Annotated in this window: 21 protein-coding genes and 3 pseudogenes; 8 read left to right on the top strand and 16 right to left on the bottom strand. The window is 70.6% G+C overall.

Annotation, left to right across the window (positions count from 1 at the left end):
- Positions 1-83: 83 nt before the first annotated feature.
- The 8 genes from N5I75_RS36130 to N5I75_RS36095 all read right to left on the bottom strand — a co-directional run bounded on the left by N5I75_RS36130 (position 84) and on the right by N5I75_RS36095 (position 9093).
- Positions 84-251, bottom strand: a complete 168-nt coding sequence (locus tag N5I75_RS36130) for a hypothetical protein (protein WP_476684388.1) — start codon at positions 249-251, stop codon at positions 84-86.
- A 73-nt stretch (positions 252-324) separates the two neighbouring features.
- Entirely contained in the window at positions 325-903 is a 579-nt protein-coding gene (locus N5I75_RS36125; protein WP_476684387.1) for a dihydrofolate reductase family protein, read from the bottom strand.
- A 101-nt stretch (positions 904-1004) separates the two neighbouring features.
- Positions 1005-3359, bottom strand: coding sequence for a glycosyl hydrolase family 95 catalytic domain-containing protein (locus N5I75_RS36120; protein WP_476684386.1), 2355 nt, complete (start codon positions 3357-3359; stop codon positions 1005-1007).
- A gap of 32 nt (positions 3360-3391) precedes the next feature.
- Entirely contained in the window at positions 3392-4723 is a 1332-nt protein-coding gene (locus N5I75_RS36115) for a glycoside hydrolase family 27 protein (RefSeq protein WP_476684385.1), read from the bottom strand.
- Between the two features lie 26 nt (positions 4724-4749).
- On the bottom strand, positions 4750-5601 hold the full coding sequence (locus tag N5I75_RS36110) for a carbohydrate ABC transporter permease (RefSeq protein ID WP_476684384.1): 852 nt from the start codon (positions 5599-5601) through the stop codon (positions 4750-4752).
- A gap of 5 nt (positions 5602-5606) precedes the next feature.
- Entirely contained in the window at positions 5607-6587 is a 981-nt protein-coding gene (locus N5I75_RS36105; RefSeq protein WP_476684383.1) for a carbohydrate ABC transporter permease, read from the bottom strand.
- Between the two features lie 5 nt (positions 6588-6592).
- A complete protein-coding gene (locus N5I75_RS36100; protein WP_476684382.1) occupies positions 6593-7867 on the bottom strand; it encodes an ABC transporter substrate-binding protein in 1275 nt (424 codons plus the stop codon).
- Between the two features lie 71 nt (positions 7868-7938).
- The gene (locus N5I75_RS36095; protein WP_476684381.1) at positions 7939-9093 is read right to left on the bottom strand and encodes an ROK family protein; all 1155 of its coding nucleotides are present in this window, start codon (positions 9091-9093) and stop codon (positions 7939-7941) included.
- A gap of 109 nt (positions 9094-9202) precedes the next feature.
- Between N5I75_RS36095 and N5I75_RS36090 the strand changes: the two genes are divergently transcribed.
- Positions 9203-11275, top strand: a complete 2073-nt coding sequence (locus N5I75_RS36090) for an alpha-galactosidase (RefSeq protein WP_476684380.1) — start codon at positions 9203-9205, stop codon at positions 11273-11275.
- 289 nt (positions 11276-11564) lie between these two features.
- A complete protein-coding gene (locus tag N5I75_RS36085; RefSeq protein ID WP_476684902.1) occupies positions 11565-12020 on the top strand; it encodes a VOC family protein in 456 nt (151 codons plus the stop codon).
- Positions 12021-12037: 17 nt separating this feature from the next.
- Here N5I75_RS36085 and N5I75_RS36080 read toward each other — a convergent pair whose 3' ends face one another.
- Positions 12038-12544, bottom strand: coding sequence for a metallophosphoesterase family protein (locus N5I75_RS36080; protein ID WP_476684379.1), 507 nt, complete (start codon positions 12542-12544; stop codon positions 12038-12040).
- Between the two features lie 180 nt (positions 12545-12724).
- Here N5I75_RS36080 and N5I75_RS36075 point away from each other — a divergent pair, with 180 nt between their 5' ends.
- Together N5I75_RS36075 and N5I75_RS36070 are read left to right on the top strand one after the other, a co-directional pair.
- Positions 12725-13948, top strand: coding sequence for an FUSC family protein (locus N5I75_RS36075; RefSeq protein ID WP_476684378.1), 1224 nt, complete (start codon positions 12725-12727; stop codon positions 13946-13948).
- A gap of 206 nt (positions 13949-14154) precedes the next feature.
- On the top strand, positions 14155-14565 hold the full coding sequence (locus tag N5I75_RS36070) for a VOC family protein (protein ID WP_476684377.1): 411 nt from the start codon (positions 14155-14157) through the stop codon (positions 14563-14565).
- A gap of 28 nt (positions 14566-14593) precedes the next feature.
- Here N5I75_RS36070 and N5I75_RS36065 read toward each other — a convergent pair whose 3' ends face one another.
- Complete coding sequence (locus N5I75_RS36065) at positions 14594-15004, bottom strand: YbaK/EbsC family protein (protein WP_476684900.1); 411 nt, start codon at positions 15002-15004, stop codon at positions 14594-14596.
- A 78-nt stretch (positions 15005-15082) separates the two neighbouring features.
- A pseudogene (locus N5I75_RS36060) lies at positions 15083-15619 on the bottom strand (GNAT family N-acetyltransferase); the annotation flags it as partial.
- 50 nt (positions 15620-15669) lie between these two features.
- Here N5I75_RS36060 and N5I75_RS36055 point away from each other — a divergent pair.
- On the top strand, positions 15670-16299 hold the full coding sequence (locus N5I75_RS36055; RefSeq protein ID WP_476684376.1) for a TetR/AcrR family transcriptional regulator: 630 nt from the start codon (positions 15670-15672) through the stop codon (positions 16297-16299).
- On the opposite strand, the gene N5I75_RS36050 is transcribed toward N5I75_RS36055, so the two are convergent.
- Complete coding sequence (locus tag N5I75_RS36050) at positions 16274-16498, bottom strand: hypothetical protein (RefSeq protein WP_476684375.1); 225 nt, start codon at positions 16496-16498, stop codon at positions 16274-16276. The genes N5I75_RS36055 and N5I75_RS36050 overlap by 26 nt on opposite strands.
- Positions 16499-16691: 193 nt before the next feature.
- Here N5I75_RS36050 and N5I75_RS36045 point away from each other — a divergent pair, with 193 nt between their 5' ends.
- A complete protein-coding gene (locus N5I75_RS36045) occupies positions 16692-17411 on the top strand; it encodes an alpha/beta hydrolase (protein WP_476684374.1) in 720 nt (239 codons plus the stop codon).
- 372 nt (positions 17412-17783) lie between these two features.
- Here N5I75_RS36045 and N5I75_RS36040 read toward each other — a convergent pair.
- The 3 genes and pseudogenes from N5I75_RS36040 to N5I75_RS36030 all read right to left on the bottom strand — a co-directional run.
- Positions 17784-18317 (bottom strand): annotated as a pseudogene (locus N5I75_RS36040) (hypothetical protein); the annotation flags it as partial.
- 48 nt (positions 18318-18365) lie between these two features.
- Positions 18366-19988, bottom strand: coding sequence for an MFS transporter (locus N5I75_RS36035; RefSeq protein WP_476684373.1), 1623 nt, complete (start codon positions 19986-19988; stop codon positions 18366-18368).
- 27 nt (positions 19989-20015) lie between these two features.
- Positions 20016-20264, bottom strand: a pseudogene (locus N5I75_RS36030) (FAD-binding protein); the annotation flags it as partial.
- A 118-nt stretch (positions 20265-20382) separates the two neighbouring features.
- On the opposite strand from N5I75_RS36030, the gene N5I75_RS36025 reads away from it, so the two are divergent.
- Positions 20383-20961, top strand: coding sequence for a helix-turn-helix domain-containing protein (locus N5I75_RS36025; RefSeq protein ID WP_476684372.1), 579 nt, complete (start codon positions 20383-20385; stop codon positions 20959-20961).
- A 172-nt stretch (positions 20962-21133) separates the two neighbouring features.
- On the top strand, positions 21134-22180 hold the full coding sequence (locus N5I75_RS36020; RefSeq protein ID WP_476684371.1) for a polyprenyl synthetase family protein: 1047 nt from the start codon (positions 21134-21136) through the stop codon (positions 22178-22180).
- 272 nt (positions 22181-22452) lie between these two features.
- Here the strand turns inward: N5I75_RS36020 and N5I75_RS36015 are convergent, their stop codons facing one another.
- Positions 22453-23526, bottom strand: coding sequence for a terpene synthase family protein (locus N5I75_RS36015; RefSeq protein ID WP_476684370.1), 1074 nt, complete (start codon positions 23524-23526; stop codon positions 22453-22455).
- Positions 23527-23663: the final 137 nt, after the last annotated feature.

Below are 23663 nucleotides of genomic sequence, written 5' to 3'. Positions count from 1 at the left end.
GAGGTCGATGACGCCCTGCGCGAGTATGAGCGGGAGGGCGGCCCCGCCCCTGAGAGCGACGGGCGGATGCGGATCGGCTACATCTACGCCACGGTCCGGATCGAGTCCTTCCTGCACCCTGGGTTCGCGTCGGTGGAGTGCTGGGCGGCGGCGTCGGGGATGAGCCGCTTGTTCGGGCGGTCGGGAAGCGTCAGGAGGACGTTCACCGACCTCGCCGCCGCCGGCGGTGCCGTGTGCTGTCTGTTCGACACCGGGGACGGTGTCCCCGAGCGGGTGTGCTGGCTCAGGGGCGCGTCCCCGGAGGGCGGGGGCACCGCACCGGCCCTAGGCATCCGCTCCCGGTGGTCCGTCGAGGATGGTCGGCGTGTACTCGAGCAGCTGGAGGCGGCCGTCGAAGGTGCGGCTCTCGATGAGGTCGAGGCGGATGTCGGGGTACTCGTCGAAGATGCGCTCCTGTCCGGTGGCGCCGGTGATGACCGGGAAGACCACGAGGCGGTAGCGGTCCACGAGGCCCGCCGTCAGCAGTGAGCGGCACAGCGAAACGCTGCCGAGCGTGCGCAGGGGACGGTCCGAGTTCTTCTTGAGGTCGCGGACGGCCTCCACCGCGTCGCCCCTGATCAGTTCCGTGTTCTGCCAGCTCAGGGGCGTCTCCAGGGTCGAGGAGAAGACCACCTTGGGCATGGTGTTCAGCTCGGCGAAGCCGGGGTCGTCGGGCATCTGGGCGGCGAAGTTCGACATGAGCCGGTAGGTCGTGGCGCCCATCAGACTGGTGTGCCGCTTCTCCCCGTCGCTGTCGAGCCAGGCCAGGTACTCGGGCCCTTCCATGCCCCAGAATCCCGGCCAGCCCTCAGCGGACGCGTAACCGTCGAGCGAGATGATGAAGTCCACCATGAGGTCTGCCATCGGACTGTCCCTCCGTACGTAGGCGTCGCGTGTCATGGTGGTGACCGCCGCCGGCCCGGAAACTCATCGCCGCCGGGCCGGACCAGCACCGCGTACGCGGATCAGCGGCCGTGCAGCGTCACCGCCTCGCCCGGTTCGAGCACCACGTTCCTGCTCCTGCCTCCCATGACCACCTCGGTCCGGCGCCCGCCGACACTGCGAACGGTCGCCCGGCGGACGCGCCCGCGCTCCCACTCGACGTCGACCGTGAACCCGCCCCGCGCCCCCGCTCCCGTGAGGCGGCCGGACGCGGCCCACGCGTCGGGGAGAGCGGGCAGCAGCTCGATGTGGCCGGGGCGGGAGTACACCAGCATCTCCAGCATGGCCGTCGGCGTGCCGAGGTTGGCGTCGATCTGGAAGATGGCCCGGGTGTCCGAGACCCGGTACATGTCGAAGAGGTTCATCGCGGTGCCGGTGTCGGCGCCCGCCCAGGGCCGCAGGTTCGTCAGCAGCAGCCGGTACGCCTTCTCCGCGTCCTTCAGCCGGGCCCAGCACGCCGCCCGCCAGGCGCAGGCCCAGCCGTAGCTCTCCATGCCGCGTGAGACGAGCAACTCGCGCGCACCGGCCAGCAGTTCGGGATCGCCCGCGTCCGGGCGGATGCGGTCGCCGGGGAACAGGTTGATCAGCGGGGACAGGTGGCGGTGCGTCGTCTCGCCGAGGTCGTCCGGGCTCATCCACTCCTCCAGGCGGCCCGAGCCGGGGCTGACCCGAGGGAGGTGGAGGCGTGCGCGCAAGGCACGTATGCGGGCGGCGTACGAGGTGTCCCGGCCCAGGGTGCGGCACGCCTCCTCGTAGTGGCCGAACAGGGACCACACGAGCTCCTGCGCGTACGTGATCCCGCGCGCGTCCTGCGGCCCGTGCTCGGGCGACCAGTCGTGGTCGTCGATCAGGACCTCGCGGCCGTCGACGGTCGTGGTGACGAGCCGGGCCTCCCAGAACGCGCAGGCGCCTTTGAGGAGCGGCATGATCCGGGCCAGGTAGGCGCGGTCCTGCGTGTACTCGTAGTGCTCGAAGAGCGACTCGCACAGCCAGGCGTTGCCGGCCGGGTGCCACCACCAGCCGAGGCCGCCGTAGGGGTTGGTGGAGAAGGCGACGGTCCATCCCGCGACCTCGCCGGTGGTGTTGCGGTACCGGTTGCGCGGGTCGTTGAAGTGTTTCCGCGTGACAGCACTCCAGGCCGGGAGCTGGGCGAGGCAGTAGTCCGCGAGTGCGGGGAAGGTGTCGCCGAGACCGGCCCGGTCGGGCAGCCAGTAGTTCATCTGGAGGTTGATGTCGGTGTGGTAGTCGCCCATCCAGTCCGGGGTGTTGCCCTCCAGCCACAGTCCCTGGAGCCCCATCGGCAGGCCGTCGCGGGAGCCGCAGATCGTCAGGTAGCGGGCGAACTGGAGGTAGCTCGCCTCCAGTTCGGGGTCGGGCGCCGCGCCGTCGGCCGCACGTGCTTTCAGGCGCGTCCAGGTGTCGAGCCTGCGCTGTCGGGCGGTGGAGCGGCCGAGGTCGAGGGCGAGCCGGTCGTAGCGGGAGCGGTAGTCGGCGACATGGGTGTCCCGGAGGTGTGCGGCAGGTGTGCGGGCGGCGGCGAGCGCCTTGTCCTGGGCGAGCGTCAGGGGGTTCGTCGACGGGTCGCGGTACCCGGCGGCGTGGTCGGGCGCGTAGTCCGTGCCGCCGCTGATGACGAGGGTGACCTCGGAGCAGTCGGTGAAGGTGACGCGGGTGCCGGTCGCGGCGATCGTGCCGTCCCCGGCGGCGGTGACCGCGGCGGCGTAGCGCAGACCGTTGCCGAGGGTGGCGGAGAAGGAGGCGAGCCGGCGGTCCTTGTCGACGCCGGTCGTCTCGCCGTGGGTGCCGGAGAGGATGACGGCGCCGCTCAGGGAGGAGCCGCCGCTCTGGCGCAGACGGATGACGATCGTGTCGTCGGGGGCGCTGGCGAACATCTCCCGGACGTAGCGGACCTTGTCCTTCGTGTACGAGGTGGTGACGAGGCCGTTGCTCAGGTCGAGGGTGCGGCGGTAGGCGGTGACGGCGGAGCGCTCGTGTCCGGGGAGGCTGACCATGACCCGGGCGAGGAGGGTGAAGCTGCCGAAGTCGTCGCGCCCGTACGGGAACTGGCCGTCACCGTCGAGGGTGGTGTTGGCGCCGCCGGTCCACAGGGTGGCGTCGGTGACGTGCAGGAGTTCGCGGGAGGGGTCGGCGCCGACGAGGGCGCCGAGGCGGCCGTTGCCGATCGGCAGTCCCTGCTCGATGAGGAGGTCCTCGTCGGCGGGTTCGGGGTACCACAGGGTCGTCGCGTCGTCGGCCGGGACGAGAGGCGAGGTGGTGGGGCGGTGGGGTGCGGCGTGTGCGGTGAAGGCGGGCAGGGTGTTCAGGGCGAGGGCGGTGCCGAGTCCGAGGACGAGGCGGCGGGAGGGTCCGTTGCTCACGTGTGGCTCCTCAGTGCGGGCGCGGCGGGCGGTCAGGAGAGCTTGATCAGGCGGGAGCCGTGGGCCGGGACGTCGGGCGCCGTCCAGGTGCGGGTGGCCGTGCCGATGTCCTTGCGGGCGACGACGTCGCGCAGCCGCTGCTTGCCGTGCACACCGGCGGACGTGAGGTCGACGGTGATGTCCGTGGCCGTCGAACCGAGGTTGTAGACCGCGAGATACGTGTCACCGCCGACGCGCTTGGTCCACACCTGCCGATCGCCCGCGCGGAGCTGCCTGGGCAGGACGGCCGCCTGGTCGACGGCGATGACCTCGGGGTTGGTGAGGATCGACTTCGCCTTGTCGTCGAGGAACCAGATGTCGCCGCCGACGTAGAGCGGGGACGACGCCATCGACCAGAACGTCATGACGGTCTGCCGCTCGGTGTCGTCGATGCCGTCCTGGAGGCCGCTGCCGGTGTTGTTGTTGATCGGCATGGAGTCGAGGTCGGGGAGGTAGCCGGGGGCGCGGAGCTTGGGCAGCCAGTCGGGCAGGTCGGCGAAGCGGTCGTCGACGGAGCTGGTCCAGGTGCTGGTGGTCGCGCAGTAGCACTCGATGTCGGTGTCGACGCGGACGCCGTTCGCGTACGGGCGGAGGCCGTCCCCGGCTTCGAGGTCGACGGGCCAGGCGCTGGCGGAGAGCCACATGCTGCGGCCGCTGTGGTCGATCGCGGTGGACCATGCCTTGATGTCGGCGATGTTGTCCTTCGTGACGCCGTCGATCTTGATGAAGTCGATGCCCCAGGACGCGTACCGGGCGACGATCGAGTCGATGTACTCCTGCGCGCAGGGGTCGGAGTAGTCGATCTTCCAGCTGCCGCCCCATTTGTTGGTCGGCGTCAGCGGCTTCACGGCTATGTCCTGGGCATGACAGTCGGTGCCGAGGATCGGGGCGTTCTTGTCGTAGACCTCCTTCTCCAGACCGGCGGCGCCGTAGAGGCCGAGCTTGAGGCCCTTGCCGTGGACGTAATCGGACAGGGAGACCATTCCGCTGGGGAAGCGCTCCTTGTCGGCGTCCGGGATGCCGTGGGCGTCGGTGTGGAAGTTCCAGTCGTAGTCGAAGTTCCAGCCGGCGTCGATGTTCAGGTTCTTGTACCCGGCGGAGGAGAGCTTGCCGCTGAGCGAGTCGGCGGCGTTCCTGATGTTGCCCTCGTTCAGCCAGTGCGTGCCGTAGCCGTCGCGCGTCGCGGACTCCACGCTCCAGCTGGACCAGCCCATGAAGGGCTTGACGTACGGGGTCTTCGCCTCGGCGGCGTGGGACGGGAGGGCGAGCGCGAGGGGCAGTGCGCAGGCGGCGGCGAGGGCGGTGCGGCGGGTGGGGCTGAGCACTGGACGTACCTCCGGGGGGAAGGGGTTCAGGACTTGAGGCCGGACATCGCGATGCCCTGGACGATGTGGCGCTGGGCGACCAGGAACATGACGACGAGCGGGAGGATCGCCACGACCGTGCCCGCGAACAGTTCGGGCAGATTGACGGTCTGCGAGGTGAGGAAGCTGGAGAGGGCGATCTGCACGGTCCAGCTGTTCGGGTCCTGGCCGATCATCAGCGGCCACAGGAAGGTGTTCCACGCGTCGATGAAGGAGAGCGCCCCGAGGGAGGCGATCATCGTGACGGAGTTGGGCAGGATGATCCGCAGGTAGACACCGAGGTAGCTGAGCCCGTCGATGCGGCCCGCCTCCTCTATCTCGGCGGGGAACGACAGGTAGAAGCTGCGGAAGAGGACGACGGCGAAGGCGTTGAAGAGGCCGGGCGCGATCAGGCCCCACATCGTGTTCACACCGCCCATCGAGCCGACCACGACGAACGTCGGCAGGAACGTGACGGCCTGCGGGATCATCAGCGTCCCGACGACGACCGCGAGCACGACGGCCCGGCCGGGGACGGCGATGCGGGCGAGCGCGTACCCGGCCATGGAGGCGAGTAGCGTCGACACGGGCGCCGAGAGCACCGCGATGAGGAGCGAGTTGGCGAGGGAGCGGCCGAAGGGGCGTTCCGGGTTGTCGAAGAGGGACGTGAAGTTCGACCAGTTCAGCGAGGAAGGCAGCCAGTGCCAGTCCGTGGCGGTGACCTCCGGCGTCGTCATGAAGGCGTTGCGCAGGAGCACGTAGAACGGGATCAGGAAGACGACGGACATGAGGCACAGCGCCAGATAGGTGGCGGCCGAGCCGAGCACGCTTCCCCGGTAACGGTGCATGACGTTGCTCATGGCGTTCAGTCCTTGTCGCGGGCGAATCCGAGGATCCGGCCCTGGAACAGTGTGACCAGCACGATCAGGAGGGTCAGCAGGAAGGCCCCGGCGGAGCCGACGCCGTAGTCCTGGTCCTGGAGGGCGACGCCGTACAGGTGCATGAGCGGGGTGCGCACAGGTTCGCTGCCGAGCGAGGCGCCGGTGGAGAAGATCGCGTAGAACTCGTCGAACGCCTGGAGCGCGGCGATGAGCATGAGCAGCAGGATCGCGACGGAGGTGTTGCGCAGGGCGGGGAAGGTGATGCTGCGGAAGGTGCGCCAGGCGCCGGCGCCGTCGAGGGCGGCGGCCTCGTAGAGGTGCGGCGGGACCGACTGGAGCCCGGCGATGAACAGGATCATGTACAGGCCGACCTGCAGCCACAGGCGCAGGGTGACGAGGACGATCCAGTACAAAGGCGGGCTCTGGGTCTGGATCCACGGCGTGGGGTCGGCGCCGAAGAGCGCGCCGAGGGTGTTGGCGAGTCCGGACGGTACGCCGCTGAACAGGGCCATCTTCCAGATCATCGCGGCGGCGACGTAGCTGACGGCGGCGGGCAGCAGGAACGCGGTGCGGAAGAAGGCGCGACCCCGCTCGACCCGGTTGACGAGGACGGCGAGACCGAGGGAGGCGGCGAAGGTGAGCGGCACGATGAGCGCCGTGAACAGCACGATCATCGTGAGCGAACCGCGGAAGCGATCGTCGCCGAGCAGGTGCCGGTAGTTGTCGAGGCCGACCCAGTGGCCGAGGGAGATGGTGCGGCGTGCCTCGCTGAAGCTGAGCAGGAAGCTCCAGCCGATGGCGACGTAGCGGAAGAGGCCGAGGCCGAGCAGGACCGGTGCGGTGAGGACGGTGAAGGCGAGGGCCTTCGACTGCCGCTCGGTCAGCCGCCGGCGGCGCGGGGCCGGGGCGGGCGCGGGCCGGGTGGCACGCTCGGGACTCCTGCGCGCGGGCGCGGTGGCGGTCACGCCCGTCAGCCCAGCTGCTTGTCGAGGTCGGACTGGGCCTTGGACTGGGCTTTCTTCAGTGTCTTCTCGGCGCCGGCACCCTTGGCGATGTCGGCGGCCGCGGCGATGAACTCGGCCTGCATGGCCTGCGTCCACTCGGCCGGGAAGGAGACACCGTCCTTGTTGGCGATGGCGACGGCGTCCTTGGCGGCCCCCTTGCTCAGCTCCGGTGTCCGCGCCGCCACTTCGGCCTGCGGCGGCACATGGAAGCCGTACGTGACGGCCCAGTCCATCTGGAGGTCCGCCTGTTTGATCCACAGCCACTGGAGATACTTCTTGGCCTCCGCGACATGGCTGCTCTTGGAGTGGATGGCCTGCGTCCAGCCGCCGAGCCGGGCGACCGGCTTCGCCGTGCCGGAGGAGTCGTACGCGGGCCAGGGCACGACCCCGAAGTCGTCGCCGAGGGCCTTCTCGACGGCGGGCAGCGCCCACAGGCCGCACCACTGCATGGCGGCGGCACCCTGGTTGAAGGCGCCGGGGTCGTACCAGTCGGTGGTGAAGCCGAGCAGCACGGACTTGTCGGAGTGCAGGTCGCGCAGGCCGCCGACGGCCCTGGCGGCGTCGGCGTAGACGACCTTGTCTCCGTCGATGAGGTCGGCGCCCTGTGACCAGGCGAGGAGGTAGGGGCTGTCGCCGATGCCGTCGTTGCCTATGAAGAGGCCCTTGGCGCCGCCCGTGGTCAGCTTCTTCGCCGCGTCGGCGAGTTCGGCGAAGGTGGCCGGCGGGGTGACACCGGCCTTCTTCAGCAGCGACTTGCGGTAGTACAGCACCATGACGTCGTCGATGGTCTTGATGCCGTAGAGCTTGCCGTCGACGGTGAGGTAGTCGAGGTCCGCCTTGTTGAACCCGTCCTTCGCGGCGCCGTACATGTCGTCGAGGGGTTCGAGCTGGCCCTTGCGCGCCATCTCGGCGCGGAAGTCGCCGAGTTCGAAGATGTCGGGGGCGTCGGCGCCGAGCAGCGCGGCGTTGAGCTTGGTCTCGTACTGGGAGACGTCCGCGCCCCATACGACGTTGATCGCGATCTCCGGGTGGGCCTTGGTGAACTCCTCGGCGTACCGCTTGACCGCGGCCTGGGTGCCCTCCTCCCCGTACTGGTGGTACCACTGCGTGAGCGTGACGTCGGCGCCCCTGGCGGCGGCGGTCCCCTGCGGATCGCTGGAACAGGCCACGGCCGCACCGGCGACGAACAGCAGGGACGTGCCGAGAAATCCCCGGCGGGACAGCGCGGAACTGACAGGCATGACAGGGTCCTTCCGGGGGTGGAGTGGTGCGGGTCGGACATGGGGACCCGACCGGGAGCCTGCGGCTCGGGTCAGGCGGTGAAGAGGGACTGGATGCTGACCGCCGCCGCCCCGCGGGCCCACTCTTCCCAGGGCAGCGGGCGGACGACGAGCGGGCAGCGGGCGGCGGCCCCGAAGGCCTGGGTGGTGAACGCGGCGCGGATCTGCTCCTCGAAGAGGTCGTACGCGGCGACGCCCTCCCCGGAGACCACGACCCGCTCGGGCCCGACCAGATTGACCATGGCGGCGAGGCCGAGCCCGATGGCGGCGCCGGCCTCGTCGAAGACGGCCCGCACGGCGGCGTCCCCGCCGTGGGCCCGGTCGATCGCCCCGGCCATGTCCAGCTCCGGGTCGTCGGCCGCGCGGCGGGCCCGTTCGACGATGGCCGCCTCGGAGGCGATCGCCTCGACGCAGCCGTGGGCCCCGCAGTGGCACGCGGGCCCGTCCCCGGCGGCGACCGGGATGTGCCCGATCTCGCCGGCGACCCCGTAACCCCCGGCCACCAGACGCCCGTTGATGACGAGCGCGCAGCCGATCCCCGCGCCGACCGTGGCCAGTGCGAAGGAGTCGGCCCCCACCCCCTCGCCGAACCACTGCTCGGCGACGGTCAGGGCTTTCACGTCGTTCTCGACCGTGACCGCCAACCCTGTTGCCACGGCGACCAGTTCGGACAGCGGGACATCCCGCCAGCCGAGGAACGGCGAGTACCGCACGACGCCGCCAGGCCGGTCCACGTCGCCCGAGACGGAGACACCTATGTGGTGTGTCTGCCCGGCGTCGGCGGGAACCAGCTCAGCGACGAGGGCGGCGATGTCGCGGACCACGTGTGCGGCGGACCGGCCGGACAGCGGCATCCGGCGCGCGGCCCGCACCTGGGCCCGCAAGTCCGTGACGACGCCGATGAGTTCGCCGTCCGTGACCTTGACACCGACGAAGGACTCCCGGTCGGCGCGGACCGCGAGGGGGTGCGCGGGGCGCCCCGCGCCCTCCACGGTCCGCGGCCCTTGCGGAAGTTCCTCCAGGTACCCGGCCTCGATCATCGGCTTGACCGCCTTGGTGACGGCGGCGGAGGAGAGACCGGTGATCCGGGCGATCTCGGGGCGGACGACCGGACCACGGGTGAGCACCGTCGTGAACACCGTGTTGGCCGCCGGGGACGCGAGCAGCTTCGCTCGGTTCAGCAACATGGGGGAAACGTAGGGCCATTAATTTCCTTCGTCAATATTTAAATTCGAGGGATTCGGATCTAGGCTCCGGCACATGTCTCAGGTGTCTTCGGTCTCTCCGGCATCTCCGATGTCCCAGATCTCCTACGACGAGCCCAGCCGCACGTTCCTGCTCACCACGCCCACCACCTCGTACGCGCTGCGGATCGGCGCGGACGACAGCCCACGGCATGTGCACTGGGGCGCTCCCCTCACGCTCGCGCAGGCCGCTGCCCTCCCCACGTACAACGGCCTGAACAGCTCTTTCGCCTCGACCGGCGGCGAGGAGTTGGGTGTCGAGGGAGGCGCCAGATTCGGTGTGCCGTCGCTTCTCGTGCGGTACGCGGACGGGTCGCGCGGTGTCGAGTGGGTGCATGAGGGCCACGAGATCGAGGGCGGCGTGCTGCGCGTGCGGCTGCGCGATCGGCACTACCCGCTGGGCTGCACGCTGCACTACGCGGTCCACCCGGACAGCGACGTGATCGAACGATTCCTGACGGTGCGGCACTTGAGCGCCGAGGGCGCGGTCGACGAGCCGATCGAGATCTTGCGCTGCGACGCCGCGGCCTGGTCCGTGCCCGCCGCGTCCGGCGTACGCCTGAGCCACACGGTCGGCGCCTGGTCGGGTGAGACACAGCTGCGGCGGATCGAGGCCCCGTACGCCGAGACTGTGTTCACGAGCCGGCGCGGTGTCTCGGGGCACTTCGCGAACCCGTGGCTGATGGTCGACGCGGGTGACGCGGACGAGGGGCACGGCGAGGTGTGGAGCATGGTCCTGGCCTGGTCCGGGAGTTGGCGGATCACGGCGCAGCGCGATCACGGCGGGGGACCGTTCACGGTCACCGGTGGCGCCGGGCACGAAGGGGTGACGTGGCGGCTGCGCCCGGGGGAGACACATGAGACACCTGTCTTCGCGGGCCAGTTCAGCACGGGTGGCTTCGGCGCGACGAGCCGTGGCTGGCACCGGTATGTCGCCGCACACGTGTTGCCGGTACCGGACGAGGTGCGCCCCGTCGTCTACAACAGCTGGGAGGCGACCGGCTGGGACGTCACCCTGGAGGGGCAGCGTGCCCTGGCCGAGCGTGCGGCGGCGCTGGGCGTCGAACTGTTCGTGGTCGACGACGGCTGGTTCGGGCGGCGCACCAGCGACCGGGCCGGTCTCGGCGACTGGCGGCCGAACCCCGAACGGTTCCCGCGGGGGCTCGGCCCGCTCGTCGACGAGGTGCGGCGGCTCGGGATGCGGTTCGGTCTGTGGGTGGAGCCCGAGATGACCAACCCGGACAGCGATCTGTACCGGGCCCACCCCGACTGGGTGCTGCACATGCCGCACCGCCGCCGCACCGAACTGCGCAACCAGCTCGTCCTCAACTTCGCCCGCCCCGACGTGACCGCATGGGCGTACACGTGGCTCGACGACCTCGTGACGACGTACGGGGTCGACTTCCTCAAGTGGGACATAAACAGGGCGTTCACCGAAGCGGGTTGGCCGGGGCACCCGGACGCGGAGCGGCTCTGGAGCGACCACACCCGCGGGGTGTACGCGGTGCTCGACCGGTTGCGCCGCGCGCACCCCGCCCTGCGCGTCGAGGGCTGCGCGGGAGGTGGCGGCCGCGCCGATCTCGGCATGCTGGCCCGCACCGACCAGACCTGGATCTCCGACAACACCGACGCCGATGACCGCATCACCATCCAGCACGGTTACAGTCAGATTTATCCAGCCCGGACGATGTCCGCCTGGGTCACCGACAGCCCCAACCCGCACACCGGTCGCCGCACGCCCCTCCCCTACCGCTTCCACGTCGCGATGGCCGGCGCGCTCGGCATCGGCGGCGACCTCTCCCGCTGGCCCGAGCCTCAACTGGCCGAAGCCCGCGCCCTGGTGGAGCTGTACAAGGAGATCCGCCCGGTGGTGCAGTTCGGCGACCAGTACCGCTTGCCGGACGCCGTCCAGTACCGCTCGGCGGACCGCATCGTCATCCTCGCCTGGGGCCACCCCCGCACCCTCCGCCTCCCCGGCCTCTCCCCCACAGACACCTACATCGACGACGCCACGGGCATGACATACGACGCGGCGACGCTGCTGACACATGGCTTGCCTCTTCATCTACCGAAGGGGGCCGGGTCCAGCACGGTGATTTGCCTGACACGTAGGAGAGCCGGCTGAGGCTCCGGACGGGAGAGCCCGGAAGCACAGCCGTAGCCAGAATGTGCGCGCGTTCGGTGAGGGGGGCGTCGCAGAATGATCGGCATGACGATGTCCCTTCACGCTGATCGAACTGCGCGGGATCGACGCGGTCGTGCTGGTCGACGGCGGTACGGACATCCTCGGGCGGCCAGGCAGGTCGTGACGCGCCCGCCCCGTACCTTCCCGTATTAGCGCGGCAGCAATGGCGGGCAGCACTAGCGGGGCAGCAGGGACTGTCAGACCCGTCTGGGATGCTCCGGGCATGGCTATGACCGTGCAGATGCAGCTGACGATCGACTGCTCCGATCCGCAGAGGATGGTGGCCTTCTGGTCCGAGGCCCTGGGGTACGTCCCCGAGCCCCCGCCGGACGGGCACGCCACCTGGCGCGCCCACTGGGCGGCGATGGGTGTGCCGGAGGCGGAGTTGCCGGCCGGTGCCGGGGACGTCCCGGAGTCGATCGTCGACCCCGCGGGGCACGGGCCGCGGGTGTGGTTCCAGCAGGTTCCGGAGCCGAAGGCCGCCAAGAACCGATGGCACTTCGACCTGAAGGTCGGCGGGGGCCGCGACGTCCCCCTGGACGTCCGCACGCGGCGGGTCAAGGACACGGTGGCACGGCTGGTCGAGGCAGGCGCCACCGTGCTGCGAATCAACGACGACCCTGAGGCGGGCTTCTACGCCACCGCCATGCAGGACCCCGAGGGCAACGAGTTCGACGTCGTCTGAGAGCTGCCTCGCGGGGCTCAGCCCGTGCGGCGCGGCAGCCGGTGCAGGGCGACCTCGGTCAGCTCGCCCTCATCCGCCACCGCCGTCATGTACGTACAGAACGGCTGACGGCGCCGGTCCGTCGGCGACCCCGGGTTCAGCAGCCGCAGCCCGCCCGGAGCCGTCGTGTCCCAGGGGATGTGGCTGTGCCCGAACACCAGGACGTCGAGGTCCGGGAAGCGTTCGGCGCAGCGGCGTTCCCGCCCCTGGGCCGCGCCCGTCTCGTGGACGACGCCGAAGCGCAGCCCGCCGAGCTCCGCGCGGGCCACTTCCGGCAGCCGCGCCCGCAGCTCGGGGCCGTCGTTGTTGCCGTGGACGCCGAGCAGGCGCCGGGAGCGGGACTCCAGCAGATCGAGCGTCGCGGCGTCCACCCAGTCACCGGCGTGGACGACCACATCGGCGAGCGCCATCTGCTCCAGCAACTCGGCGGGCAGTACCTTCGCACGCTTCGGCAGATGGGTGTCCGACATCAGCAGCAGACGCATGCAGCCCACTATCGCGCATCACGCGGCGCGCCCTGCGCACCGCCTCGCGCAGCGCATCACACACCGCCACACGTACCGCCACACCTACCGCCGCACGTACCGCCTCACACACCGTCTCGTCGCACGTCAGAACCGTGCACCCCGGGTGTCTGTGATCGTTTCCGGGGGAAGGGGCACCCCGTGCGCGAAGCAACTGATCCACTTCTCAACCTCGTCAAGCGTGGCAAGGAACCCGCCGTGGTGCAGACGGTGCGCTCCACCGCCGCGGCCGTCATCTCCTACGTCGTCGCCCTCAGACTGAGCAGCGAACCCGTCCCCCTGACCGCCCCGCTGACCGCCCTCCTGGTCGTCCAGGTCACCCTCTACGCGACCATCCGCACCGGCATCAGCAGGGTGAACGCCGTCGTGGCGGGTGTGCTGATCGCGATCGGTTTCAGTGCGCTGGTCGGGCTCACCTGGTGGAGCCTCGGCCTCATCATCCTGGCGGCGCTCACCATCGGACGGTTCGTCAAAGCGGGTGATTTCCTGGTCGAGGTCGCGATCAGCGCGATGCTCGTCCTCGGTGTCACCCAAGCGGCGGGCGCGGCCTGGGACAGAGTGCTCGAAACGCTGATCGGCGCGGTCGTCGGACTGCTCTTCAACACCCTCTTCGTCCCTCCGGTGTGGGTGTCGACGGCGGGCGAGTCACTGCTCGACCTCTCCCGCAGGATGTGCCGGCTGACGAGCAACATGCAGGAGCAGCTCGCCCGCCCCGTCTCGGTGGAGGAGGCGGCGACGAAACTGCACGAGGCACGCCGCCTCGACAACGACATCGCCGACGTCGACGCCGCGCTGCGGCAGGCCGAGGACAGCCTGCGCCTCAACCCCCGCGTCAAGGAGGGGCTCCTCTCCCGGGTCGTCCTGCGGACCGGCCTCGACACGCTCGAGATCTGCTCGGTCGTGCTCCGGGTGTCTTCCCGGACCCTCACCGACCTGGCGAAGGCGCGCGCGGGCGAACCGCTCTTCCCCGCGCACATCGCCGCCGCGCTCCAGGAGATGTACACCCACATCGGCGGCGCGTTCCAGGCGTTCGCCGTACTGATCACCTCACAGGTCAGCGCCAACGCGGAGGACGCCGAGTCCCGGCTCACCGAGGAGCTCGCGGCCGGCCGCAAGAGCCGCGACCAGGTCGCCGACATGCTCCTCGACCTCGTACGGGCCCACCCCGGACAGTGGCAGCTGCACGGCGCTCTGCTGGCGGAGGCCGACCGGATCCTGGACGAGATGGACGTCGAGAAGCGCTCCGCACGGCTGGTGGAGGAGCTGGATCTGCGGTCCCGCGAGATGCAGGACAAGTATCCGCGCCTGACCGAACTCAGGCGCCGCCTACGAAGCACGTCCCGCCGCCTGCGCCATCGGCGCTGAGGCACACCGTTGCCCCGGCAGGTACGGCAGGTACGGGACGTACGGCTTGCCGGTCCTCGGTCCTCGGTCCTGCGACCAGGCTTAGGACCAGCGCCCGATGGCACACGATCACGCGCTGCCTAAGCTCCCTGGCATCCGAACGCACGAACCCGGACCCGTACCAGCCCGGCACGAGCCGGGCCCGTCCCGCATCAGGAGGCACGACCATGCCGGCCGACGCCGCGGCGCACATCCGTATAGCCAGGCCCTCGCTCGACCTTCGGGCAGCGGAACGCTTCTGGATCTCCGGCCTCGGCCTCGACGTCCTCTACCGGCATACCTCCGACGGCACCCCGGGGGACAGCTCCCTGCTCATGGTCGGCTGGCGCGACGCGGCCTGGCACCTGGAGCTCGTGCACGATCCCGCCGCTCCCCTGGAGCCGCGGCCGACCGCCGAGGACCTCCTGGTCGTCTACCTCGACGAACCAGTGCCCGACTCCCTGGTGGAGCGAGTGGAGCGGCACGGCGGTGAGCGGGTACCGGCCCACAACCCGTACTGGGACACATGGGGTGTGACACTGCGGGACCCGGACGGCTACCTGCTCGTGCTGTCCACGCGCGGCTGGGTCAACTCGTAGGCCGGGGGGCCGCCCTCGAAGCCCCCGCCTACGCCACCACCGCCGCCTCGCCACCGGTCAGCTTCACCAGCTTCTCGAAGGTCGTCGGGAAGAGGGTGTGCGGCATGCCTCCGCCAGCCCAGATCCGCTGATGTTCGTTCAGCGTGACATCGATCAGTGTGCGTACGGGGCGCAGGTGGCCCACGGGTGCCACACCTCCGACCTCCTGACCGGTCACGGCGAGGACGAACTCGGGGTCGGCGCGGCGGATCCTGCCGCGTCCCACACCCAGCAGGCGGGCGACGAGGCGGGTGTCCACCCGGTGCGCTCCGCTGGTGACGACGAGCAGGGGCTCGCCGTCCACGGAGAAGATCAGGCTGTTGGCGATGGCCCCCACCGGGCAGCCGAGTTGCGCGGCTGCCGCGGCGGCGGTGCGTGCCTCGGCCGGGAGTTCGAGCACGTCCTCGGTGGCGCCACTCTCGCGCAGGGCGGCGCGGACCCGCTCGACCGGGTCCTGGCCGGTCGCGGGTTCGACGGTTCGCCACTCCGGGGAGAGGACCGCCCAGAGCTGTTTGTCGTGGCGTGTGCCGCCGTGGACCCATGCCTCGCGCCGTACGCCCTCCAGCGTCATACCCAGCCGCTTCGCCACCGCCGAGCTGCGGTCGTTGTCGGCCCGGCAGTGCCATTCGGCGCGGTGCAGCCCCCGGGTCGTGAACGCCCAGTCCAGCAACGTCTCGCACGCCCGCGTGATCAGCCCGTTGCCCTCGGCGGACGGCTCCAGCCAGCACCCGATCTCACACGTACCGGCGGCCGCGTCGAAGTCGGTGAACATCACGCCGCCGACCAGCACGCCCTCCAGCCAGATCCCGTACAGGCGGGCGCCGTCATGGGCACGGCGTTCGGCGTACCGCTGGAGCGTGGCCCGTGCCCCGGCCTCGTCGTCGGTGACGAACGCGGGCCCGACCCATGGCCGGATGTGCTCGCGCGCCCGGTCCATATGGGCGGCGAACTCCTTCGCGTGCCAGACCTCCAGTTCGCCGAGGCGGGAACCGTCACGCAGCGACAGCGAGAACATGAACACCTTCCATTCGCATAACACGCGTTACGGCAATGTACCGTGGCGGCATGCCACGCACCAAGGGAGATCACGAGGCCCGGCGACGCGACGTCTCCGCGGCCGTCTGGCAGGTCATGGCCGCGCGCGGCTTCGCCGGTCTGACGTTGCGGGCGGTCGCCGCCGAGCTCGGGGCGACGACCGGTCTGCTGACGCACTACTTCCCGACCAAGCGGGCTTTGGTGGAGTACGCGCTCGACCTGCTCGAACAGCGCACGATCGCGCGCCCCCGACGCGAGGCGGGCGCGGGCCTGGCCGCCTTCAGAGCCGCACTGCTCGACATCCTGCCGCTGACCCCCGAGGCCACCGACAGCAACCGGATCTGGGTCTCGTCCTGGGACGCCGCCCTCTCCGATCCCGTACTGAGCGCCGACTACGCCCGGAAGTACGGCGGGAGCCGGGAGCGGCTGGCCGAGCGGGTGGCCGCCGCCCAGGAACTCGGCGAACTGCCGCCGGGCGACCCGGCGGACATCGCGGCCAAGGCTCAGTCGTTCGTGCTCGGGCTGGTGGTCCAGGCGTTGTTCGCGCCGGAGGCGTTTCCGCCCGACCGTCAGATCACACTGCTGGACGACTTCCTGACCGACCTGACCCGTTCTCCTCCTACTCGGACCTCGGTCAGTCCTGAGCGCGGTGCAGTTTGATGTTCCGGTTGACGAAGAGATGCACGAAACCGCAATGCCAGCAGATGAGTCCCGTAGCGGTCTCGTCCGCCCAGGCCAGGTTGAACAACTCACCGCCCGTGCTGTTGAGTTTCACCCCTCGCTCACGGAAGAGGTCGCTCTTGCACACCTGGCAGGAAATCCACATCTCCCCCAGCGACGCACGCACCGCTTTGGCCATGTGACCGTCCCTTCCGACCGATGACTCGTGAATTGATCATCGTAGAGGGACCGCCGAGGGGGAAGGGAATTGAGGAAGAGCTGAGCACATATCACCTCAGTTCTTCCTCGAGTCACTGACTGTCCAGACACCTCTGTTCTGCTGACAGCCGAGACCGGCCCGCCCGGCATGGAGCAGCCGCCACCATGGCCCCATGCAGCCACCGCTCTTCGTTCTCGTGCACAGCCCGTCCGTGGGTCCCGCCACATGGCGCCCGGTCGCCGCACACCTGACGGCCGGGGGCCATCAGGTGTGTGTGCCGTCCCTGCTGCACATCGGCACAGGTGAGCCGCCGTTCTGGCCCGGCGTTGTGGACGCCGTCCGCGAGGGGCTGCGGCGGGTTCCCCTCTCCACCCCGCTCACGCTGGTGGTACACAGCAACGCGGGGCTGTTCCTGCCGTCGATCCGATCCGGCCTCGGCCATCCGGTGACCGGCTCCGTCTTCGTCGACGCCGCGCTGCCCGCCCGGGTCGGACCGACGCCGGTCGCCCCGCCGGAGCTGCTGGCGTTTCTGCGCCCGAAGGCGGTGCGCGGCCGGCTGCCGCGCTGGACCGACTGGTGGGACGAGGCGGACGTCGCCCCCATGTTCGACGACCCGGAGACGCGCCGGGCCGTCATCGCGGAACAGCCCACCCTGCCGCTCTCCTACTACGAGCAGCGCGTCCCCGTCCCCGACGGCTGGGACGACCACCCCTGCTCCTACCTGCTGTTCGGCCCTCCCTACGACACCGCCGCCGAGGACGCGCGCGAACGCGGCTGGCGCGTCGCCCACCTGCCCGGCGCACACCTCCACCAGCTCATCGACCCGGCCGGAACAGCCCGACACCTCGTCGCGCTCAGCACAACCGGTCTGATGCGGAGCCGGCCGCATTAAGTCACGCCGGGGAGGTTAGTCGGGCGGGCTGACAGGACATTGGTAGGGAGGCTGCAGTTCAGTCCGGCCCCGCGTGAAGTGGTCCGCAGGTGCTGTGTTCGTAGGTGAGTGAGGTGTGTGTGCATGCGTGAGGCAATGCAGGAGCGGCGCGTCGAGACGGTGGCCCGGCCGGGTGCGGCAGGGGTCAAACCGCAGTGGCAGAACCTGTTCCAGGCGCCGGTCTACCAGCAGGTCGACTTCGCCGGTGAGGTCGAGGTGGAGGTAGAGGTCGAGATGCAGCCGGAGCGGACGGTGATCCCCCAACGTCGACGGGGCCGCCGCCGTCCGTCCTGACCGCCAGCCGGATTCCGCACCCGCCCCGTGGGCATGAACGCCCCGCCACCAGGTGTCGGTCACACCCCGCACTTCGGGCACCGGCTCGAAACCGCCGAGGTCCAGTGCCTCGACCGCCTCGCCGGTGATCCTCGTGACGGTCCTTGCCCAGCGACGCGCGTGCGCGGCGAGCGCCAGGGCCTCCACCCATCCGTCCGTACTGGCATGGAGCGGCGTCCACCGGTAGGCGTCGATCCCGAACGCCCCGTCGGGGCCGATCATGAACCCGTAGGCCATGGACACCCGGCAGTCCCCCGCCGGGAACGACCAGCCCTCCCCCGGCGCACTCTCGGGACAATCGGCGTCCAGGACGCGCGGGCCTCCCTCGTAGAAGGGGGCCGGTGGCAGGGCGAGGCCGCCCCAGCGGGACTGGAAGGCCATGGCCCGGTCGATCTCGCCGGCGGGGATCCCGTGCTCGATCCACGTCGCGCGGTGCGGGATCACGTCCTGCCGAGGGAGACTGATGCCGTCCACCTCGACGAACCTCGTCGCCCTGTCACTCAGGCCGGCCGGGGCGATCGGGATCGGCGACATGTGTCCGGTGGGTGTCACGTCGCCGATCGTAGTGAACATCGCCTTCCGCTACTGTCGCTGTCCCGACTTCGCGATGACCGGCACGTCGGTATCGGCTTGGACGCCTGCGGTCTCCATCCGGCCCGTGACGTTCGCCGGGCCTCGCAGAACCACGTACATCAGCAACCCGCCCATGACCGCCGCACCCACCCACATGGCCTGCTGCCAGCCGTGTACGAACGACTGTTGGGCCGCATCGAGCAGGTCCTGCGCGTGTGTGCCGGCTCGGGGTGCTGCCTCGACCGCGTTGGCCATTCCGTCGCGCGCGGGGTTCGCGGCTTCGCTCGGGATGCCCGTAAGGCGGTCGTCCATCGCGCTGCGGTAGCCCGCCGACAGCAGGGCTCCCAGCATCGCGACGCCGAGAGCCGTGCCGAACTCGCGTGTGACGTCGTTGAGGGCGGAGGCCACACCCTGCTGGGCGCGGGGCAGGGAGCCGGTGATCGCCTCCGTGGACGGTGTCATCGACAGGCCCATGCCGATGCCCATCGCGAGCATCCCGGCCAGGATGGACAGGTATCCGCCGCTGACGGAGACGAACAGGGCCATCAGCGCCAGACCGACCCCGGCCACGGCCACCCCCACGCTCATGGTGGAGCGGGCGCCGATCCTGGCGGCCAGCTTCGGGGCCAGGCCCGACGTCAGCATCATCATGACCGCCATCGGCATCATCGCCACGGTGGACAGCAGGCCCGACCAGCCCAGGACGGCCTGGAAGAACGGGAAGAGGACCACAGCGATACCCGCCTGGACGCCGAAGACGATCAGCAGGGTGACCGATCCGCTCGCCAAGCCGCGCTCACGGAACAACCGCACATCGAGCAGCGAGGCAGCACGCCGACGCAGTTCCCAGGCGATGAAAGCGCCCGCGGCCACGACGCCGACCACCAAGGCACCGAGAGTCACCGGCGCGGTCCAGCCGCGCTCGGGCCCTTCCTGGAGCACGAAGATCAGGCCGATGACCGCGACGGCCGACAGCACCGCACCCACCGTGTCGAAGGGATGCGCCGCCCGCTCACGCGAGTTCGGCACCGATCGCAGCGTCATCGCCAGTGCCACGCCCACCAGGACGACAGGCAGGAGAAACAGCCAGCGCCAGTCGGCGACATCGACGAGGAGTGCGGAGAGGAACATACCGAGAATGCCACCGCCTCCCGCGACGCCGGTCCACACCCCGATCGCCCGGCCCCGCTGTTCCTCGGGGAAGGTGGAGGTGATGACGGCCAGCGTGATCGGCATGATCGTCGCGGCGCCGACACCCGCGGCGACGCGCGCCGCGATCATCACTCCGACGGAGGGGGCGAAGCCCGCCACGACATTGGCGGTGCCGAACACCACCAGGCCGGCGAGCAACATGGGTTTGCGGCCCAGCCGGTCGCCGATCGCGCCCAGCGGCAGCAGCAGCGCGGCCAGCGCGAGGGTGTAGATGTTGACGATCCACAGAACGGTGCTCTGCGTGGCGTCGAACTCCACGGCCATGTGGGTCTGGGCGACGTTCAGCCCGGACACCGACGCGATGACGGCCATCAGCGCGACCGAGACGGCGGTCAGGATCGTACGCAGTTGCCGCGCGTCCGGCGTTCCCTCGCCACCGACCGGTACGGCCCGCTCGCGGGAAGGCTGCAGGTCACTCATTTAGTTCTCCTCGGATACGTAGGCGTAGGTGCCGTCCAGGGCGATGAAGCCGTGCATCGCGGCGGCAGGTGCGTCGCGGGGTGTGTCGCTGTCGATCACTACGACGGAACGGCGCGAGCGGGCCGGCATGAGCGCCCCGTTCAGGCCTGCGGCGCCGCCGCCGATCACCGGCGCGTCCACCGTCTCGCTGGGCAGGCGGTCAGTTTCGTAGGCGTCGCTCGCGTAGCGGGCACTCGCGTAGCCGTCGCTCCCGTGACGGAAAGTCTGCGCGGGCATGTGTCACCGCCCTTTCGTCATACGTGTCTCGTGGTCCCGGACCGGGTCACCGCGGGCCGGATCGGGCCGCTCGCTCGACGGTAGGCGCGCTTTGCGGGGCAGGCATACGATGTTGCGCATGACGCAAGAAGTTGGCGACCTCGACAGCCTCGTACGCAAACGGATCCGCGCCCTGCGTGTCGCCCAGGGCTGGTCGCTGGAGGAGCTGGCCGGGCGCGCCCACCTCAGCCAGTCCTCACTGAGCCGCATCGAGAACGGGCAGCGGCGCCTCGCGCTCGATCAGCTCGTCACTCTCGCCCGCGCCCTGGACACCACCCTGGACCAGCTCGTGGAGACCGCCGCGGACGATGTCGTCGTCAGCCCCACCATCGACGCCGCGCACAGTCTGATGCGCTGGCCCATCAAGGGCGATCCCGGCATGAGTGTCATGCGGCAGCGGATGACCGAGCCGCCGCCCGACAACCCCGCGCGGATGCGTGCCCACCCGGGCCGCGAATGGCTGGTGGTCCTGTCCGGCACCGCCGTCCTCATGCTGGGCAACCGGCGCTTCCGCGTCGAGACGAACCAGGCCGCCGAGTTCCCCACGATGCTGCCGCACGCGATCGGGGCCGACGGCGGGCCGTGCGAGATCATCGGCATCTTCGACCGCGACGCCCGCCGCGGCCATCAGCGCGATGCGTCGGCACCCCTGGAATGACATGACCTGCAGGAATGAAGCGGTATGAATCGGATGAACCGGATGAGATGAACCGTATGAGTTCAGGGGTCGCTCCAGTGATCCTTCTTGTGCGGCGCGTGCTGCGTCGCACGGTGCCGGGTGGCTATGGGTTGACTGACGCCAACCCTGTTCCCCTCAAGAGGAGTAGCGCATGGCGCAACTCACCGATCCGGCCGCACGCGGCACGTTCCCGCGTCTTGGCTGGGTTGACGCACTGCTCGTCCCTGCCCTGCGGCGGGCCGTGGCCGAGCTTCCGGCGCCGGAGGGCCGCGTGGCCGGCTATCACCGCGGCTGGAACGAGGCGGACGGCACGCCCGTCCCGGCGCCGCGACGGCAGGGCAAGGCGGTGCGGCCCGCGCTGACGCTGCTGGCCGCGACGGCCGTGGGCGGCGAGGTGTGTCAGGCGCTGCCCGGGGCCGTGGCCGTGGAGCTGGTGCACGACTTCACCCTGCTGCACGACGACGTCATCGACGGCGACGCACAGCGCCGCCACCGTCCCGCCGCGTGGTCGGTGTTCGGCACCTCCGCCGCGGTGCTGACCGGCGACGCCCTGCTGGTCGCGGCGGTGCGGGCGGTCTCCGACGCGCCCGCGCGCTCGTCCGCGGCCGTGACGGAACTCCTCGGCTGCCTGCGGGAGTTGGTCGCGGGGCAGTCCGCCGACGTGGCCCTCGAAGGGGCCCTCGACGAGTCCGTGTCCGTCGAGCAGTACCTGGCCATGGCGGCGGGCAAGACCGGCTCGCTCATGGGCTGCGCCTGTGCGCTGGGCGGGGTGCTGGCCGGGGCCGACGGTGAACGGGTCAGCGGACTGCGGGAGTTCGGCAACCGGCTCGGCGTCGCGTTCCAGTGCGCGGACGACGTGCTCGGCATCTGGGGGCGCAGCGCGCGCAGCGGCAAACCGGTCGGCTCCGACCTCGCCGCGCGCAAGAAGTCGCTGCCCGTGGTGGCCGCGCTGGCGGGCACGGACTCGGCGGCCGACGAGCTCCGCTCCCTCTACGAGTCACCGCACGCGCTCGACGAGGAGGACGTGGCGCGCGCCCGGGACCTCGTGGAGAAGGCGGGCGGACGCCAGGCGGCCGAGGAGGAGGCGCGCCGCCAGCTGGCCGGGGCGCTGCGGGCACTGTCCTGGGCACGGCCCACCGCCGACGCGTACCGCCAGCTCCAGGAGATCGCGTCGGCGATGATCCAGCGGGATTCCTGACGGATGTCGCGCCGGGCCGACGGCCCCACAGGCGCACAGGCCGACCGGCCGACCGGCGACTGGTCGACGGGTGACAGGCCGACCGGCCGACGGCACAGCGGGCCGACGTGTTGACGGGGCCGACGTGGCAGCGGCGCGACGGGGTCATGGCGCCACGAGGCGACAGGGCGACGGTGCGACAGGTGACAGCGCGGTGGGGCGCCGGGGCGGCCTCGGACCGCCCCGCCGTCAGCACCCTCGCCCGTCAACCGCCAGCGCCGAACCCCCGCCCCTCAGGCCAGCTCCCGATCCCACCACCACGCAACGGACGGTGCCCCCTCCACCGGCCCCGGCCGCAGGTCGCACGGGGCGTCCGCCCAGTCGAGGCAGGTGTTCTCCCTCTCCCGCGGCCAGCGGCCCTCGCTGAGGTAGCGGGGTACGCGCAGCCCCCATTCGTTGTTGCCCCGCACGCCGTAGCGGAGGCCCTGGAGGTAGGTCGCCAGGTCCGCGCCGGCGGTCGGCCGTACGCGGTCGTGGAGTTCGAGGAAGCGGCGCATGATGCGGTCGCGCAGGGCGGTGGCCTCGTCGACCGCGTTCTGAAGGGGGAGGTCGCGGGCGGCCGTCAGGACGGTGTAGATGTTCTGGTCGGCCTGGCCGCGGTGGAGTTCCTTGCGCAGGGAGTGGCGGTCGTTGTCGAGCGAGGCCACCATGATGGCCATCTCGGTCAGCGCCTGCACCGCGGGCCGGTGGAGTTCCCGGTCGGGCACCTCGGCCCCGGTGACCACTTCCAGCAGGCCGAAGGTCGGGTGGCCGCCCGCCGAGAGCAGTCGCATCGTCAGGAACTCGTCGAGGCCCGGCATCCGGCCCGCGGCCTGGTTGCCGATCTGCCAGGCCACCCCGGACAGCCACGCCCGGTGGGCGTGGACGAAGCGGGCGACCTGTGCGGGCGGGGCGAAAGCCCGGATGCGCCGCATGATGTCCTGCAGCGCGCGGGCGTAGCGGTCCTCGGGTTGCGCCCGGTCGGTCTCGCAGGCCCGCTGCACCTGTCCGGCCAGCGCGTTGAACTGGGCGGGGCGGCTGCTCAGCGGTCCGCTGTCACAGCGCGCGTCGTCGAAGGCGAAGCCCCAGTGCACCCACAGGACGGCGGCGAACAGCCGGTCGTCATCGGCGACGGGGGCGAACCTGCCATAGAAGTCGGCTCCGTGTGACGCCCTGACCCACGACTTCTCGCGCTGCGACGCGAACATCTCGCTGCCGTCGATCCACTCCGCGGCGCGCGCGTCGACCTCACGCACATGGGGATGGATCGCGGACTCCAGCGGACAGAACACAGGAGGCAGCACGACATCGGTGAACCGGGTTCCCATGAAGGTGACACCTTTCGACGGGGAGGACGGGGAAGGTTCCCGATCATGCGGCACCCGGCACGGGCGGCCCCCGAGCCATGCGCGGCGTCCGAGCACGTCAGCCGAACAGGTGAGCTGCCGACCCGCGTTGACCAGCG

The sequence above is a fragment of the Streptomyces sp. R818 genome, from assembly GCF_056172735.1.
This window is presented reverse-complemented; position numbering and strand designations above follow the sequence as displayed.

Bases quoted from the DNA above. Each gene is read 5' to 3' on its own strand.
- N5I75_RS36125 (WP_476684387.1), bottom strand. From the start codon at position 903: ATGGCAGACCTCATGGTGGACTTCATCATCTCGCTCGACGGTTACGCG.
- N5I75_RS36110 (WP_476684384.1), bottom strand. From the start codon at position 5,601: ATGAGCAACGTCATGCACCGTTACCGGGGAAGCGTGCTCGGCTCGGCC.
- N5I75_RS36100 (WP_476684382.1), bottom strand. From the start codon at position 7,867: ATGCCTGTCAGTTCCGCGCTGTCCCGCCGGGGATTTCTCGGCACGTCC.
- N5I75_RS36095 (WP_476684381.1), bottom strand. From the start codon at position 9,093: ATGTTGCTGAACCGAGCGAAGCTGCTCGCGTCCCCGGCGGCCAACACG.
- N5I75_RS36090 (WP_476684380.1), top strand. From the start codon at position 9,203: ATGTCCCAGATCTCCTACGACGAGCCCAGCCGCACGTTCCTGCTCACC.
- N5I75_RS36085 (WP_476684902.1), top strand. From the start codon at position 11,565: ATGACCGTGCAGATGCAGCTGACGATCGACTGCTCCGATCCGCAGAGG.
- N5I75_RS36080 (WP_476684379.1), bottom strand. From the start codon at position 12,544: ATGCGTCTGCTGCTGATGTCGGACACCCATCTGCCGAAGCGTGCGAAG.
- N5I75_RS36070 (WP_476684377.1), top strand. From the start codon at position 14,155: ATGCCGGCCGACGCCGCGGCGCACATCCGTATAGCCAGGCCCTCGCTC.
- N5I75_RS36055 (WP_476684376.1), top strand. From the start codon at position 15,670: ATGCCACGCACCAAGGGAGATCACGAGGCCCGGCGACGCGACGTCTCC.
- N5I75_RS36050 (WP_476684375.1), bottom strand. From the start codon at position 16,498: ATGGCCAAAGCGGTGCGTGCGTCGCTGGGGGAGATGTGGATTTCCTGC.
- N5I75_RS36045 (WP_476684374.1), top strand. From the start codon at position 16,692: ATGCAGCCACCGCTCTTCGTTCTCGTGCACAGCCCGTCCGTGGGTCCC.
- N5I75_RS36035 (WP_476684373.1), bottom strand. From the start codon at position 19,988: ATGAGTGACCTGCAGCCTTCCCGCGAGCGGGCCGTACCGGTCGGTGGC.
- N5I75_RS36025 (WP_476684372.1), top strand. From the start codon at position 20,383: ATGACGCAAGAAGTTGGCGACCTCGACAGCCTCGTACGCAAACGGATC.
- N5I75_RS36020 (WP_476684371.1), top strand. From the start codon at position 21,134: ATGGCGCAACTCACCGATCCGGCCGCACGCGGCACGTTCCCGCGTCTT.
- N5I75_RS36015 (WP_476684370.1), bottom strand. From the start codon at position 23,526: ATGGGAACCCGGTTCACCGATGTCGTGCTGCCTCCTGTGTTCTGTCCG.